Source organism: Sphingomonas folli (genome assembly GCF_019429525.1).
GTDB classification, from domain to species: domain Bacteria; phylum Pseudomonadota; class Alphaproteobacteria; order Sphingomonadales; family Sphingomonadaceae; genus Sphingomonas; species Sphingomonas folii.
In genome coordinates, this window is the sequence record NZ_JAHXZL010000005.1 from 158,653 (window position 1) to 172,869 (window position 14,217).

11 protein-coding genes are annotated in these 14,217 nt (G+C 69.8%); 6 read left to right on the plus strand and 5 right to left on the minus strand.

Annotation, left to right across the window (positions count from 1 at the left end; genetic code table 11):
- Positions 1–104 precede the first annotated feature (104 nt).
- The 4 genes from rpoC (at position 105) to KZ813_RS09475 (ending at position 6,427) form a co-directional block, all read left to right on the plus strand.
- Positions 105–4,394 (plus strand): DNA-directed RNA polymerase subunit beta', encoded by a 4,290-nt coding sequence (gene rpoC, locus KZ813_RS09460; RefSeq protein ID WP_219754735.1) that lies wholly within the window; start codon positions 105–107, stop codon positions 4,392–4,394.
- A 147-nt stretch (positions 4,395–4,541) separates the two neighbouring features.
- The gene (locus KZ813_RS09465; RefSeq protein WP_219754736.1) at positions 4,542–4,817 is read left to right on the plus strand and encodes a hypothetical protein; all 276 of its coding nucleotides are present in this window, start codon (positions 4,542–4,544) and stop codon (positions 4,815–4,817) included.
- Positions 4,818–4,820: 3 nt separating this feature from the next.
- Positions 4,821–5,249 carry a hypothetical protein gene (locus KZ813_RS09470; RefSeq protein WP_219754737.1) on the plus strand — a complete coding sequence of 143 codons (429 nt, stop codon included), beginning with the start codon at positions 4,821–4,823 and terminating at the stop codon, positions 5,247–5,249.
- Between the two features lie 50 nt (positions 5,250–5,299).
- Positions 5,300–6,427 (plus strand): hypothetical protein, encoded by a 1,128-nt coding sequence (locus KZ813_RS09475; RefSeq protein WP_219754738.1) that lies wholly within the window; start codon positions 5,300–5,302, stop codon positions 6,425–6,427.
- Positions 6,428–6,450: 23 nt separating this feature from the next.
- On the opposite strand, the gene KZ813_RS09480 is transcribed toward KZ813_RS09475, so the two are convergent.
- From KZ813_RS09480 to pdxH, 5 genes are all read right to left on the minus strand, one after another.
- Complete coding sequence (locus KZ813_RS09480; protein ID WP_308461845.1) at positions 6,451–7,404, minus strand: ATP-grasp fold amidoligase family protein; 954 nt, start codon at positions 7,402–7,404, stop codon at positions 6,451–6,453.
- 213 nt (positions 7,405–7,617) lie between these two features.
- The gene (locus KZ813_RS09485) at positions 7,618–7,857 is read right to left on the minus strand and encodes a hypothetical protein (protein ID WP_219754739.1); all 240 of its coding nucleotides are present in this window, start codon (positions 7,855–7,857) and stop codon (positions 7,618–7,620) included.
- 197 nt (positions 7,858–8,054) lie between these two features.
- A complete protein-coding gene (locus KZ813_RS09490) occupies positions 8,055–8,861 on the minus strand; it encodes a PhzF family phenazine biosynthesis protein (RefSeq protein ID WP_219754740.1) in 807 nt (268 codons plus the stop codon).
- Positions 8,861–9,814, minus strand: a complete 954-nt coding sequence (locus KZ813_RS09495; RefSeq protein WP_219754741.1) for a cation diffusion facilitator family transporter — start codon at positions 9,812–9,814, stop codon at positions 8,861–8,863. Before KZ813_RS09495 ends, KZ813_RS09490 begins: the two co-directional genes overlap by 1 nt.
- Positions 9,811–10,389, minus strand: a complete 579-nt coding sequence (gene pdxH, locus KZ813_RS09500) for a pyridoxamine 5'-phosphate oxidase (RefSeq protein ID WP_219754742.1) — start codon at positions 10,387–10,389, stop codon at positions 9,811–9,813. Before pdxH ends, KZ813_RS09495 begins: the two co-directional genes overlap by 4 nt.
- Positions 10,390–10,505: 116 nt before the next feature.
- On the opposite strand from pdxH, the gene ku reads away from it, so the two are divergent.
- Both ku and ligD read left to right on the plus strand, forming a co-directional pair.
- The gene (gene ku, locus KZ813_RS09505) at positions 10,506–11,411 is read left to right on the plus strand and encodes a non-homologous end joining protein Ku (protein WP_219754743.1); all 906 of its coding nucleotides are present in this window, start codon (positions 10,506–10,508) and stop codon (positions 11,409–11,411) included.
- 157 nt (positions 11,412–11,568) lie between these two features.
- On the plus strand, positions 11,569–14,058 hold the full coding sequence (ligD, locus tag KZ813_RS09510) for a DNA ligase D (protein ID WP_219754744.1): 2,490 nt from the start codon (positions 11,569–11,571) through the stop codon (positions 14,056–14,058).
- Positions 14,059–14,217 lie beyond the last annotated feature (159 nt).

Sequence of the window (14,217 nt, forward strand, 5' to 3'; positions counted from 1 at the left end):
GGAGTGACGCGCCGCGCGCCGCCCTCACCTTCCCACTCGGCGATGCCGAGCGGGCCCCTTCCTCTCCCGCTGGGAGAGGAGAGATTTGAAAGAGGTTCATCAAGATGAACGAACTGACCAATTTCGCCAATCCGCTCGCCAAGCCGGAGACGTTCGACCAGATCCAGATCGGGATCGCGTCGCCGGACAAGATCCGCAGCTGGTCCTTCGGCGAGATCAAGAAGCCCGAGACGATCAACTATCGCACGTTCAAGCCCGAGCGTGACGGCCTGTTCTGCGCGCGCATCTTCGGTCCGATCAAGGACTATGAGTGCCTGTGCGGCAAGTACAAGCGCATGAAGTACAAGGGCATCGTCTGCGAGAAGTGCGGCGTGGAGGTGACCGTCTCCAAGGTCCGCCGCGAGCGCATGGGCCATATCGAGCTGGCCGCCCCGGTCGCGCACATCTGGTTCCTCAAGTCGCTGCCGAGCCGCATCGGCCTGCTGCTCGACATGCAGCTCAAGCAGCTCGAGCGCGTGCTGTACTTCGAGGCCTATATCGTGATCGAGCCGGGCCTGACCCCGCTCGAGAAGTATCAGCTCCTCACCGAGGACGAGCTGCTCGAGGCGCAGGACGAGTATGGCGAGGACGCCTTCTCGGCCGGCATCGGCGCGGAAGCCGTCCGCATCATGCTCGAGAGCCTCGATCTCGAGGGCGAGAAGGTCGCGCTGCTCGAGGAGCTCGCGACCACCAAGTCCGAGCTGAAGCCCAAGAAGATCATCAAGCGGCTCAAGGTCGTCGAGAGCTTCCTCGAGTCGGGCAACCGGCCCGAGTGGATGATCCTCGAGGTGATCCCTGTGATCCCGCCCGAGCTGCGCCCGCTGGTGCCGCTCGACGGCGGCCGCTTCGCCACGTCGGATCTCAACGACCTGTACCGCCGCGTGATCAACCGCAACAACCGCCTCAAGCGGCTGATGGAGCTGCGCGCGCCCGACATCATCGTGCGCAACGAGAAGCGCATGCTGCAGGAGGCGGTCGACGCGCTGTTCGACAATGGCCGCCGCGGCCGCACGATCACGGGTGCCAACAAGCGCCCGCTCAAGTCGCTGTCCGACATGCTCAAGGGCAAGCAGGGCCGCTTCCGCCAGAATCTGCTCGGCAAGCGCGTCGACTATTCGGGCCGTTCGGTGATCGTGACCGGCCCCGAGCTCAAGCTGCACCAGTGCGGACTGCCCAAGAAGATGGCGCTCGAGCTGTTCAAGCCGTTCATCTACGCGCGCCTCGACGCCAAGGGCCTGAGCATGACGCTCAAGCAGGCGAAGAAGTGGGTCGAGAAGGAGCGCAAGGAAGTCTGGGACATCCTCGACGAGGTGATCCGCGAGCATCCCGTGCTGCTCAACCGCGCGCCGACGCTCCACCGGCTCGGCATCCAGGCGTTTGAGCCGGTGCTGATCGAGGGCAAGGCGATCCAGCTCCACCCGCTGGTCTGCTCGGCGTTCAACGCCGACTTCGACGGCGACCAGATGGCCGTGCACGTGCCCTTGAGCCTCGAGGCGCAGCTGGAAGCGCGCGTGCTGATGATGTCAACCAACAACATCCTCAGCCCGGCGAACGGCAAGCCGATCATCGTGCCCTCGCAGGACATGGTGCTGGGCCTCTATTACCTGTCGATGGAGAAGCAGGGCGAGCCCGGCGAGGGCATGCTGCTCGGCGACATGGCCGAGGTGCACCAGGCGCTCTACGCCGGGGCGGTGACGCTCCACACCAAGATCGTCAGCCGCGTGCCGCAGACCGACGAGCAGGGTAAGCAGTATCTCAAGCGCTTCGAGACCACTCCCGGCCGCATGCTGCTGGGCGAGACGCTGCCGAAGAGCCACAAGGTGCCCTTCGACGTCGTCAACCGGCTGCTGACCAAGAAGGACGTCGGCGATGTCATCGACGAGGTGTATCGCCACACCGGCCAGAAGGAGACGGTGCTGTTCGCCGACGCGATCATGGCGCTCGGCTTCCGCCACGCCTTCCGCGCCGGCATCTCCTTCGGCAAGGATGACATGATCATCCCGGGCGACAAGGAGAAGCTGGTCGACGAGACGCGCGACCAGGTGAAGGACTATGAGCAGCAGTATCAGGACGGCCTGATCACGCAGCAGGAGAAGTACAACAAGGTGATCGACGCCTGGAGCCGCTGCGGTGACCAGGTGGCGGCCTCGATGATGAACGAGATCAAGGCGGTGAAGGTCGACCCGGAGACGGGCCGCGAGAAGCCGATCAACTCGATCTACATGATGGCGCATTCGGGTGCGCGCGGCTCGCAGGCGCAGATCAAGCAGCTGGCGGGTATGCGCGGGCTGATGGCCAAGCCCTCGGGCGAGATCATCGAGACCCCGATCATCTCGAACTTCAAGGAAGGCCTGACCGTCCTCGAATACTTCAACTCGACCCACGGCGCCCGCAAGGGCCTCGCGGACACCGCGTTGAAGACCGCTAACTCGGGCTATCTCACCCGCCGCCTCGTCGACGTGTCGCAGGACTGCGTCATCATCGAGGAGGATTGCGGCACCGAGCGCGCGCTCGAGATGAAGGCGATCGTCCAGGGCGGCTCGACCATCGCGTCGCTCGGCGAGCGTATCCTGGGCCGCACCACGGCGGAGGACATCGTCGACGCCAAGACGGGCAAGGTGGTGATCCCGGTCGGCACGCTGCTCGACGAGCCGATGATCGCGCAGATCGAGGCGCTGGGCATCCCGGCGATGAAGATCCGCTCGCCGCTGGTCTGCGAGAGCAAGGTCGGCGTCTGCGGCAAGTGCTACGGGCGTGACCTCGCGCGCGGCACCCCGGTCAACATCGGCGAGGCGGTCGGCGTGATCGCGGCGCAGTCGATCGGCGAGCCGGGCACCCAGCTGACGATGCGGACCTTCCACATCGGCGGCGCGGCGCAGCTCAACGAGCAGTCGAACCTCGAGGCGCCGGTGGACGGCACCGTCGAGTTCCGCGACGTGCGCGTGATCGAGGACCAGCGCGGCCGCCGCGTCGTGCTGAGCCGCTCGGCCGAGATCGCGATCGTCGACATGGACGGGCGCGAGCTGGCGGTCCACAAGATCCCGTACGGCGCGTACGTGATGTTCGACGACGGCCACATCGTCTCCAAGGGCGACCGCATGGCCGAGTGGGATCCGTTCACCATGCCGGTGATCACGGAGACCGGCGGTACCGTGAAGTTCCAGGACCTGATCGAGGGCAAGACGCTCACCGAGCAGGTCGACGAGGCGACCGGTATCGCGCAGCGCGTGGTGATCGAGTATCGCGCGACCACGAAGTCGAAGGAGGATCTGCGCCCGCGCATGACCCTGCTCGACGAGGGTTCGGGCGAGGCGGCACGCTACCTGCTGGCGCCGGGCGCGGTGCTCTCGGTGGAGGACAATGGGACGGTGCAGGCCGGCGACGTGCTCGCCCGCGTCGCGCGCGAGTCCGCCAAGACGCGCGACATCACCGGCGGTCTGCCGCGCGTCGCCGAGCTGTTCGAGGCGCGCAAGCCCAAGGAGAACGCGATCATCGCGAAGGTCTCGGGCCGCGTCGTGTTCGGCAAGGACTATAAGGCCAAGCGCAAGATCGGCATCCAGCCCGAGGACGGCGGCGAGGTCGTCGAGTATCTCGTGCCCAAGTCGAAGGTGATCGACGTACAGGAAGGCGACTACGTCAAGCGTGGCGACAACCTGATCGGCGGCAGCCCCGACCCGCACGACATCCTCGAGGTGCTCGGCATCGAGCCGCTGGCGGAATACCTCGTGTCGGAGATCCAGGAGGTCTATCGTCTCCAGGGCGTGAAGATCAACGACAAGCACATCGAGGTGATCGTCCGCCAGATGCTCCAGAAGGTCGAGATCATCGAGAGCGGCGACACCACGTTGCTGGTCGGTGAGCAGGTCGACCGCGAGGAGATGGACGCGATCAACGATCGTCTGGAGAACGGCCAGGCGCGGGCGGCGGGCAAGCCGATCCTGCTGGGCATCACCAAGGCGTCGCTGCAGACCCGCAGCTTCATCTCGGCGGCCTCGTTCCAGGAGACCACCCGCGTCCTCACCGAGGCGGCGGTCCAGGGCAAGCAGGACACGCTGATGGGCCTCAAGGAGAATGTGATCGTCGGCCGGCTGATCCCGGCGGGCACCGGCGCGGGCATGAACCGCCTGCGCGTGGCGGCCTCGTCGCGTGACGCCGCGCTGCGCGTCCAGCAGCGCAAGCTGCAGGAGGCGATGATCGCGGCGGGCTCGGCCGGCACCGCGTCGCAGACCCGCGCCGCCGAGGAAGCGCGCAGTCCGCGCGACGACGCCGGCACCGGCAGCGACCCGCTGGCGGCGGTGGTGCCCTCGGGCACCGGCACCGACGCCGACGCGGGCGAGTATCTCAACGAGAAGTGAGACGCGGCGGCGGTGAGAGCCGCGCCGCCGACCTGATCGAGCCGCCGCCCGGAATGCCGGGCGGCGGCTTCTTTTTTGTGCCTCGGGGCGGCCGTCGAGCGGCGGAGCGTCCTAGGATGAGAGGGTTATCCCTGACGGAGCCAGCGCGTGATCGACCAGCCGCCCCGCCCCGTTCGCGCCGAGGACATCCTCGCCGACGGTGTCGATCAGACCGACCTGGACGGGCTCAGCGCGCGAAAGGGCACGGTCGCGGCGTTCCTGCGCAACGCCCGCCGCTGGGTCGAGCCGGACATCGCCGGGTCGGAACGCGCCCTGCTCACCGAGGCGATCGCGCGAGCGGTGCCGGTGCTCCGCGCGATCGGCCTGTTCGACGTGCTCGAGGTGCGCGACCCCGCGCTCCGCGCGCTGATCGACGCCTGCTGAGCGATGGCGGCGCGTCGCGGCCAAGCGGCGCGACCGGCGTCGCCCGCGCCGAAGCCCGAGGATGAGCCGACGGCACCCGTCAGCCGAGCGCCCGGCAGCCGACGCGATCGCGCGCTATGGCAGCTCGCCCGTGCCAAGCGGCTCGTGCTCGTGCTGTCGACACTGGCGGCGGCGCTCTCGATCGTGACGCTCTCGACCAGCCCGCTCGAGTGGGTCGGCGGGGGTGACGAGCTATCGCCCGCGTCGCATTGCGCGGTGCTCGGCGCGCGCGACCCGGCTCGACCGCTGCTCGCCGCGCTCACCCTGGTGCCAGTGGTGGCGCTGTTGCTGTGCGCCTGGTGCCGGCCGCGCTCCCGGTCCAGCCTGCTGCTCGGCGGCGCGACCCTGCTGCTATGGGCGTATCGTTTCCACCTGCGCCACCCCGGCTGCTGATCGCCGGCGGGTTGACCGCGCGTTAACTACCCGGCGCGCAGGGATGGCAGATGTCCGTCGCGCGCCTGCCCTCCCCCGCCCCGCTGCCGGCCCGTCGCCGCGCCGCGGGATGGCTGCTGGCAGCGACGCTGCTGCTGATCGTGGTCGGCCTGCTCTCCCCTGCCCTGCCCGCGGCGCGCCCCGCTACGTCCGCCGATCGCGGCGACGCCGCGCTCTATCGCGCGATCGATCGACGCCTCGCCGCCGGGCAGGGATATTACACCGCCGCCGCCGCCGAGCATCGCGCGCGCGACTTCCCGCTCCGGCCCGCGGTGGCGGTGCGGCTGCCGAGTCGCGCCTGGTTCTACCGTCTGGTCGGCGAGGACGCAGCGCTGTGGTGGCTGCGCGCGCTCGCCCTGCTGGCCGCGCTCGCCACCGCGTCCCGCCTGCGCGCCGCAGCCGGGTCGCGCGTGCTCTGGGGCGGCGCGAGCGCGATCGCGGCGGCCTCGACGCTGCCGCTCGCCAACCCCGTGGTCGCGCTCTGGCCCGAGTGCTGGGCTGGACTGCTGGTCGCCCTGTCACTCGCGTGCCGGGACAACCGCCGCTGGCGCGTGGCCGCGCTGCTCGGTCTGGCCGCCGCGCTCGTGCGCGAGCTCGCGCTCCCTTACCTGGCGGTGATGGCGCTCGTCGCGGCGCTCGACCGGCGCCGCGACGAGGTGCTCGGCTGGATCGCCGCGACCGTCGTCGCCGTACTCGCGCTCGCCGCGCACGCCGCGGCGGTGGCGACCGTGCTGCGACCGGGTGACGGCGAGTCGCAGGGCTGGGTCCGCGCGGGTGGCTGGGCCTTCGACCTGGCGATGGCGCGCGCGACCACGCCGCTGGCGCTGGTCCCCGCCGCGACGGCGCTGCTGGTGCCGCTCGCGCTCTACGGCTGGGCGAGCGCGCCGGGCGGCTATGCGCGGCGCGTCACTCTCGCGCTGGCGGCCTGGCTGGTGCCAGCGCTGCTGATCGGCCGGCCGGAGAACAGCTATTGGGGGCTGATGCTGGCGCCGGTGTGGCTCGCCGGCCTGCCGCTCGCGTTGCCGGCGCTCCGCGACGCGATTGCGCGCGCTGCAACCACGAACCAAGAGCTTGCAATTGCGCGCTCGTCACGGGCCGACCACATGCCCGCTAGTGCTGCAGCGCAGCATTCGCCTTAGAGGTCGTCCATGTTCTCGCTCGTTTACCTCATCATCAGCCATCGCGGCGCCGAGCGCGCGCGCGCCACCGCCCCGGTGCCCGCCGCCGTCGTCTCCGCGCCCACGGCGGAGCCGTACCGCTTCGCCGCCTGACCGGACGCAGGACGCTGATCGGCCCAGTAGGAGCCGAAGTGCAGGTCCCAGCTGCCCGGGCGGAAGCGGTCGAGGCCTGATCCGGGATAGAGCGTGAACTCGCCGAAATAGGGCTGCTCACCGACGTCGTAGAGATCAACCCGCGCGAAATCGTGCGGTGTGCCGAGCGTCTCCGCCGCCGCGATCATCCGCTGGAGCGACGCCGGGGGGACCACGGGACGAGGGTCCGCGGGGAACTCGAAGGCGAGGTCGAGCCGACGCCACGCGCGGTCGAACATGACGCGGCGATGGTGGTGCTCGCGGTCGAGGTCGACCTGGATGAACTCGACCCGTCCGCCGAAGACGAAGAACTTATAGTCGACCGGCAGGACGCGGCCGCAGCCGATCAGCGGCTCGACCAGCAGCTGCGGCACGATCTCCGAGTAGAGCCACTCGTGCAGCAGCGGCGCGTAGGGCCGACGCAGCCAGCGCGCGGCCCGGCGCCGCACCGCCTCCCAGTCGAGCGGCTCGCCGGCGCGGACGAACACACTCTGCTGGCTGGCATGCGACGATTTGAGCACGAACGGGCGCGGCCAGGGCGGCGCGTCGGGCAGCGTCGTGCCATGCCACAGCGTCGGGATCAGCCAGTCGTCGCCGAGTACCGCGGCGACATGCGCCTTCACCGCCACCTTGTCGGCGAGCGCGGGCCAGCGCGGGTCACGCTCGAACAATTTGCGCGCGTACACCAGTTCGCTGAAGCGGCGCGGCACGGCGAGATCGGGCAGTCGCCCGAACCGCCAGAGATAGATCAGCCGCGGCAACACGTTGGGCGCGCGGCGCGGGCGTAACTGCTCGACGTACTGCACGCTCGGTCCCGGGCTGCGGAGGCTCGCTCCGCGGTTACTCAGCCGAAGCGATGGGAGCAAGCGCCGGCCGACGCCGGAACGGGGCGCTTGGCCGCGGCGACGGTCACGGGAGCCGACAACAAGCGCCCGGCGCGGGGGCGCCGGGCGGAGGTTGGTCTAGGGAGCACTAGACGGTCTGGTGCGGCGCCCGTGGGAGAGGCGCCGAAACTCGGATCAGAGCGTGTTGCCCGCGGCGGCGCTCACGTTCTCGCCCGTCGCATTGGCGGGCAGCGCACCGAGATCGGTGCCGTTGCCGACCGAGGCAAAATTGCCGTCGGCGGGCAGTTCCTCGTTGAGCACCGTCTCATTCGCCAGCGTTTCGTTGGCGGCGGTGTCGTTGCTGGTCTTCGAACCGCAGGCGGCAAGCGCCAGCGCCAGGCTGATCCCGGTCACACCGGCGACGATCTTCTTCATCAACTCCGATCCCCTTCAGATAGGCGGCGCCTCGCGCCGTCAACGCCAATCTATACTGCTCCGATCGGAAAACAAGAGAGTAGATGCGGAAGCTGACCCACGAAGGCGAGCGCTACCACCACACACACAGACGCACGCCCGCGCGGCGCCGCGCGTGCGGGTGACACGCACCCGCTATCCTCATTGTAGGACGAGGATCAGGGAAGGAGGAATGTACCCTCGATCACGGTGACGCAGTCGCCGCGGAGGATCACGCGGTCGCCCTCCAGCCGGCAGCCGACCCGCCCGCCCCGCGCGCTCGCCTGATACGCGCCGAACGAGTCGCGACCCAGCCGCTCGGCCCAATAAGGTACCATCACCGCGTGCGCCGAGCCGGTCACCGGATCCTCGGGAATGTCGAAAAAGTCGGTGAAGACGCGGCTGACGACCTCGGCGGTCTCGCCGCGCGCCGCGACGATATGGACGATCGGGCCGAGCGCCTTGATCGCGCGACCGTCGGGTGCGGCGGCACGCACCGCGGCCTCGTCGGCGACGATCACGAGCGCGTAGCCTTTCTCGTGCCACAGCGTCTCGACCGCCTCGACGCCCAGCGCCGCGACCACCTCGGGCAGCGGGCGCGGCGTGGGGCCCCAGGCCGGCAGCGCCATCGCGTAGCTGGCGCCCGGCGCCCCCTCGGCGCGGGTCACTTCCAGTACGCCCGCCCGGCGCGTGCGGAAGCGCACCGAGTCGCGGTCGCCGTCCGACGAGAGCACGAAGTGGCCGCTCGCCAGCGTGGCATGACCGCACAGCGCCACCTCCGCCGCGGGCGTGAACCAGCGCAGCTCGAGATCACTCTCGCCGCTCGCGTCGGGCACCAGGAAGGCGGTCTCGCTCAGGTTGTTCTCCTGCGCGATCCGCTGGAGCAGCGCGTCCTCTGGCCAGCTCGCCAGCGGCATCACCGCCGCCGGATTGCCCGCGAAGGCGGCGTCGGCGAACGCGTCGATCTGGGCGAAGGGGATGCGCATCAGTAACCTACTCGCTTGCCGAACCAATGCGGGGTGACATCGGCCTCGACCAGGGGATTGTCGGTGTCGACGTGCCCCTCGGGGTCGAGGTGGATCAGCGTCTCGACGCGCGGGAAGGTCTCACGCAGCGCGATCTCGACCCGCTCGACGATGTCATGCGCGTCGCGCACCGTGAGCGTCGGATCGACCTCCATGTGGAACTGTGCGAAATCGTGGCTGCCGGCGCGACGCGTGCGAAAATCGTGGATGCCGCGGATGCCGGGCTGGCGCGCGGCCACCTCCATGAAGGCGGCGCGCTGGTCCTCGGGCCATTCCTTGTCCATCAGCATGTCGATCGCCTGGCTCGACGCCTGGAACGCGCCCCAGGCGAGCCACAAGGCGATGGCGATGCCGAACACCGGGTCTGCGCCCGACAGGCCGACATATTGGTCGAGCACCAGCGCCGCGATCACCGCCACGTTGAGCAGCACGTCGGACTGGTAATGGACGTTGTCCGCCAGGATCGCGACCGAGCCGGTGCGCCGGATCACGCTGCGCTGATAGGCGAGCAGCGCGAAGGTGGCGAGGATGGCGAGTACCGAGACGCCGATGCCCAGGCCCGCGTCCTCGTTGGCGGCGGGCGCGGAGAAGCGCTGGATCGCGCGCACCGCGATGCCGATCGCCGAGGCGGTGATCAGCACCACCTGGAACAGAGCGGCGAGCGCCTCGGCCTTGCCGTGGCCGAAGCGATGGTCGTGGTCGGCGGGCTCGGCCGCCAGTTTGACGCCGTACAGGGTGACCAGGCTGGCGAGCAGGTCGAGCCCGGTGTCCGCCAGGCTGCCCAGCATCGCGACGGAGCCCGTGTGCCAGGCGGCATAGCCCTTCACCAGCAGCAGCGACGTGGCCATGGCCACGCTGGCGAGCGCGGCGCGCATCGCCAAGGGCACGGCGCGGCGGCGTTCCTCGTTGGTCATGGGAAGAGCAAACCCTCGTTCCAGGCATCGTCGGCGCGGGTGAACAGCCGGCGCTCGTGCAGCCGGTGCGCGCGGTCCTGCCAGAATTCGATCTCCTCGGCGGCGACGCGATAGCCGCCCCAGAACGGCGGGCGCGGCACGTCCTGCCCGTCGAAGCGCGCGCGCATCTCGTCGACCCGCGCCTCGAACGTGGCGCGCGAGTCGAGCGGTCGCGACTGGTCCGAGGCCCAGGCGCCGAGCTGCGAGTCGCGCCCGCGCGAGGCGAAATAGGCGTCGCTCTCGGCGTCGCCGACGCGCGTCACCGCGCCGGTGACGCGCACCTGGCGTCGCTGCGACTTCCAGTGGAAGAGCAGCGAGGCCTGGGCGTTCGCGCCGAGCTCCTCGGCCTTGCGGCTGCCGCGGTTGGTGTAGAACACGAAGCCGTCCGGCCCGTGCCCCTTGAGCAGCACCATGCGGACCGACGGGCGGCCGGCGGGGTCCGCGGTGGCGAGCGCCATCGCGTTGGGGTCGTTGGGTTCGCTCTGTTCCGCCTCGGCGAGCCAGCGGTCGAAGAGCGCGATCGGATCGTCGGCCATCGCGCGCATCTAGGCGAAAAAGCGCTCGATTTCCACGCCCGATCGGGCCGGCACGGCGACGAGGGAACCCGCTCGTCAGCAAATGATTGAATCGCCTCCGGAACAAGGGAAGCGACATGGCCGCGCGGGCATATTGGCAGGGACAGATCCGGCTCGCGCTGGTGTCGATCCCGGTGGAGATCTACTCGGCGACCAAGTCGGGCGCCCAGGTCAGCTTCCACCAGATCCACGAACCCTCGGGCAAGCGGATCAAATACGAGAAGGTGGTCCCCGGCATGGGGCCGATCGACACCGACGAGATCGTCAAGGGCTTCGAGGTCGAGAAGGGCGAGTACGTCCTGCTCGAACAGGACGAGATCGACGCGGTGAAGCTCGAGTCGAAGAAGACGCTCGAGCTCACCCAGTTCGTCGACGCGAGCGAGATCGACGTGCTCTATTATGAGAAGCCCTATTTCGTCGTCCCCGCCGACGATCTGGCGGAGGAGGCGTTCATCGTCCTGCGCGAGGCGCTGCGCCGGACCAAGAAGGTCGGGCTGGGGCAGCTGGCGATGCGCGGGCGCGAATATGTCGTCAGCCTCAAGCCGTGCGGCCGCGGCATGGTGCTGGAGACGCTGCGCTACGCCGACGAGGTCAACAAGGCGCAGGGCTATTTCCGCGACATTCCCGATCAGAAGCCCGACCCCGAGCTGCTCGACCTGGCCGAGGCGCTGATCGAGAAGAAGAGCGGCGCGTTCGACCCGCAGGAGTTCCATGACCGCTACGTCGACGCGCTGCGCGGGCTGATCGAGCGCAAGCGCAAGGCGCACGGGCGGAAGATCATCGAGGACAAGGACTCGGGTGACGCGCGCTCGGCGTCGAACGTGGTCGACCTGATGGCGGCGCTGAAGAAGTCGATGGAGGGCTCGCGCGGCGCGGCCAACGAGAACAAGGCCGCGGCCAAACCCGCCGCGAAGCCGGCGGCGAAGCGGGCGCCCGCCAAGAAGCCGGCGGCGCGGAAGCCAGCGGCGAAGAAGAGCGCGTGAGGGTTGCTTCACTCATCCGTCATCCCGGACTTGGCCCGGGATCCACTCGTCGGCGGCATCGACCCTTCATGAGCACGTGGCGCGGTGGATCCCGGATGACGGTAGTCGCTGGGACATCCGCGCAGGGCGGCGGCCGCCCGTGTGAGGAGTGGGCCACGTGACGAAGAAGAAGGCCGAAGGCAGCTCGGTCGCCGCTCCTGCGCCCCAGGCCGACCCGCTCGCGCGCTACAACGCGAAGCGCGACTTCACCCGCACCGCCGAGCCCGCCGGCACGCTCGCGCCGGGCCATGGCAACGGCTTCATGGTGCAGAAGCACGACGCCACCCGCCTCCACTGGGACTTCCGGCTCGAGCTCGACGGCGTGCTCAAGAGCTGGGCGGTCACGCGCGGCCCGAGCCTCGACACCGACGAGAAACGGCTGGCGGTGCGGACCGAGGACCACCCGCTCTCCTACGCCACCTTCGAGGGTACCATCCCGAAGGGCGAATATGGCGGCGGCACGGTGATGCTGTGGGACCGCGGCACCTGGTCGCCGATCGCGGGCAAGAGCGCGCACGACCTCGACAAGGGCCACCTCCACTTCGTGCTCGACGGCGAGCGGATGAAGGGCGAGTGGCTGCTGATCCGGCTGCGCCCGCGCGGCAAGGAGAAGGGCGAGAACTGGCTGCTGCGCAAGGTCGACGACGCTTACACCGGCGGCACCGACACGTTGGTCGAGACCGCGCTGACCAGCGTCGCCACCGGCCGCACGATGCAGGAGATCGCCGAGGGCGCCGCGCCGCACGAGGGGGCCGAGACGCCCAAGACGAAGACGAGGACCGCGAGGCGCGGCCGCAAGGCCGCGCTCCCCGCCTATGAGCCGCCGCAGCTCTGCACCCTGGTCGACTCGGTGCCGAGCGGCAGCGACTGGATCCACGAGGTGAAATACGATGGCTATCGCGCGCTCGTCGCGGTCGCCGACGGCGCGGCCAGGGTCTATACGCGCAACGGGCTCGACTGGACCGACAAGTTCGCCGGCATCGCCGAGGCCGCCGCGGCGCTCCCGATCGGCAGCGCGCTGCTCGACGGCGAGATCGTCGCGTTCAAGGATGGGCGCCCCGATTTCTCGACGCTCAAGGACGCCATCGCCGCCGGCGGCGCGATGACGCTCTTCGCCTTCGACCTGCTCGAGCAGGACGGCGAGGATCTGCGCGGGCTCGCCAACGTCCAGCGCAAGGAGCGGCTGCGCGCGCTGCTCGGCGCGGGCGAGGAGCGGCTCCAGTTCGCCGAGCATGTCGTCGGCGCGGGCGAGCAATTGTTCGAGACGATGTGCCGAGAGGGATACGAGGGCGTCGTGTCGAAGAACGCCGACGCGCCCTATCGCGGCAAACGCACCCAGGCGTGGCTCAAGGTGAAGTGCACGCGCCGGCAGGAGTTCGTGATCGTCGGCTGGACCTCGTCGGACAAGCGCCGCGGCTTCCGCTCGCTGCTGCTCGGCGTCAACGAGGGCGGCGCGCTGCGCTACGCCGGCAAGGTCGGCACGGGCTTCTCTGCCACGCTGATCGAGGAGCTGGGCGCGAGACTGGCGAAGATCGAGCGCAAGACGCCGACGGTCGAGGCGCCGCGCGCGGCGGTGCGCGGCGCACATTGGGTCAGGCCCGAGCTGGTGGCCGAGATCGCCTTCGCCGAGACCACCCCCGACGGCGTGCTGCGCCACTCGAGCTTCCTCGGCCTGCGCGGCGACAAGCCGGCGCGCGAGGTGGTGGTGGAGCGCCCGGCGTCGGCGCGAGAGACCTCGACGCCGAGCACCTCGATCAAGGTGTCGAGCCGTGACCGCGTCATCTTCCCCGAGAGCAAGGTGACGAAAGGCGACCTCGCCGACTATTATCTGACGGTCGCGGGCATCATGCTGCCCTGGGCGGGCCACCGCCCGATCAGCCTGGTGCGCTGCCCGCAGGGGCGCGGCAAACACTGCTTCTTCCAGAAGCACGACGCCGGCTCGTTCGGCGACACCGTCCACCAGGTGCCGATCCGCGAGAAGGACGGCTCGACCGAGAACTACCTGTACGTCGACTCGGCCGACGGCCTCGTCGCCTGCGTCCAGATGGGAACGATCGAGTTCCACGGCTGGGGCGCGACGGTCGAGTCGCTCGAGCGGCCCGACCGCCTGGTGTTCGACCTCGACCCCGACGAGGGGCTCGACTTCGCCGATACCAAGCGCGCGGCAGAGCATCTCAAGGAACAGCTGGCCGAGCTCGGCCTGACGAGCTTCCCGCTGCTGTCGGGCGGCAAGGGCGTCCACGTCGTGGTGCCGCTGACGCCGGCGGCGGCATGGCCCGCGGTGCGCGACTTCGCCGAGCGGTTCGCGCGCGCGCTGGCGCAGGCCGAGCCCGATCGCTTCGTCGCCAACATGAGCAAGGCCAAGCGCACGGGCCGCATCTTCATCGACTATCTGCGCAACCAGCGCGGCGCGACCGCGATCATGCCCTATGCCGCGCGCGCGCGGGCGGGCGCCCCGATCGCCGCGCCGGTCTCCTGGACCGAGCTTCGCGACCTCGACACTGCCGCGCGCTGGCACGTCACCGACGCCGCCGAGTTGATCGCCCGCGCGAACGGCCGCTCGCTCAAGGGCTGGGGGGTGGCGGATCAGGTGCTGCCGGAGGTGTGAGGCGGCGGCGGCTCACTCCTCCCCGCTCGCGGGGAGGGGGACCGCTGGCGAAGCGAGTGGTGGAGGGGCCTTTCCCCTCACGCAGCGCCCGCGGAAGCCCCCCTTCACCATGCTGCGCATGGTCCCCCTCCCCGTGCCGGGGAGGATCTCGGATCACAT

What these genes read in the sequence shown, in the direction of transcription:
- ku (WP_219754743.1), top strand. Translation starts at nt 10,506, where the DNA reads ATGGCCGCGCGGGCATATTGGCAGGGACAGATCCGGCTCGCGCTGGTG.
- KZ813_RS09490 (WP_219754740.1), bottom strand. Translation starts at nt 8,861, where the DNA reads ATGCGCATCCCCTTCGCCCAGATCGACGCGTTCGCCGACGCCGCCTTC.
- KZ813_RS09495 (WP_219754741.1), bottom strand. Translation starts at nt 9,814, where the DNA reads ATGACCAACGAGGAACGCCGCCGCGCCGTGCCCTTGGCGATGCGCGCC.
- KZ813_RS09470 (WP_219754737.1), top strand. Translation starts at nt 4,821, where the DNA reads ATGGCGGCGCGTCGCGGCCAAGCGGCGCGACCGGCGTCGCCCGCGCCG.
- pdxH (WP_219754742.1), bottom strand. Translation starts at nt 10,389, where the DNA reads ATGGCCGACGATCCGATCGCGCTCTTCGACCGCTGGCTCGCCGAGGCG.
- KZ813_RS09485 (WP_219754739.1), bottom strand. Translation starts at nt 7,857, where the DNA reads ATGAAGAAGATCGTCGCCGGTGTGACCGGGATCAGCCTGGCGCTGGCG.
- KZ813_RS09475 (WP_219754738.1), top strand. Translation starts at nt 5,300, where the DNA reads ATGTCCGTCGCGCGCCTGCCCTCCCCCGCCCCGCTGCCGGCCCGTCGC.
- rpoC (WP_219754735.1), top strand. Translation starts at nt 105, where the DNA reads ATGAACGAACTGACCAATTTCGCCAATCCGCTCGCCAAGCCGGAGACG.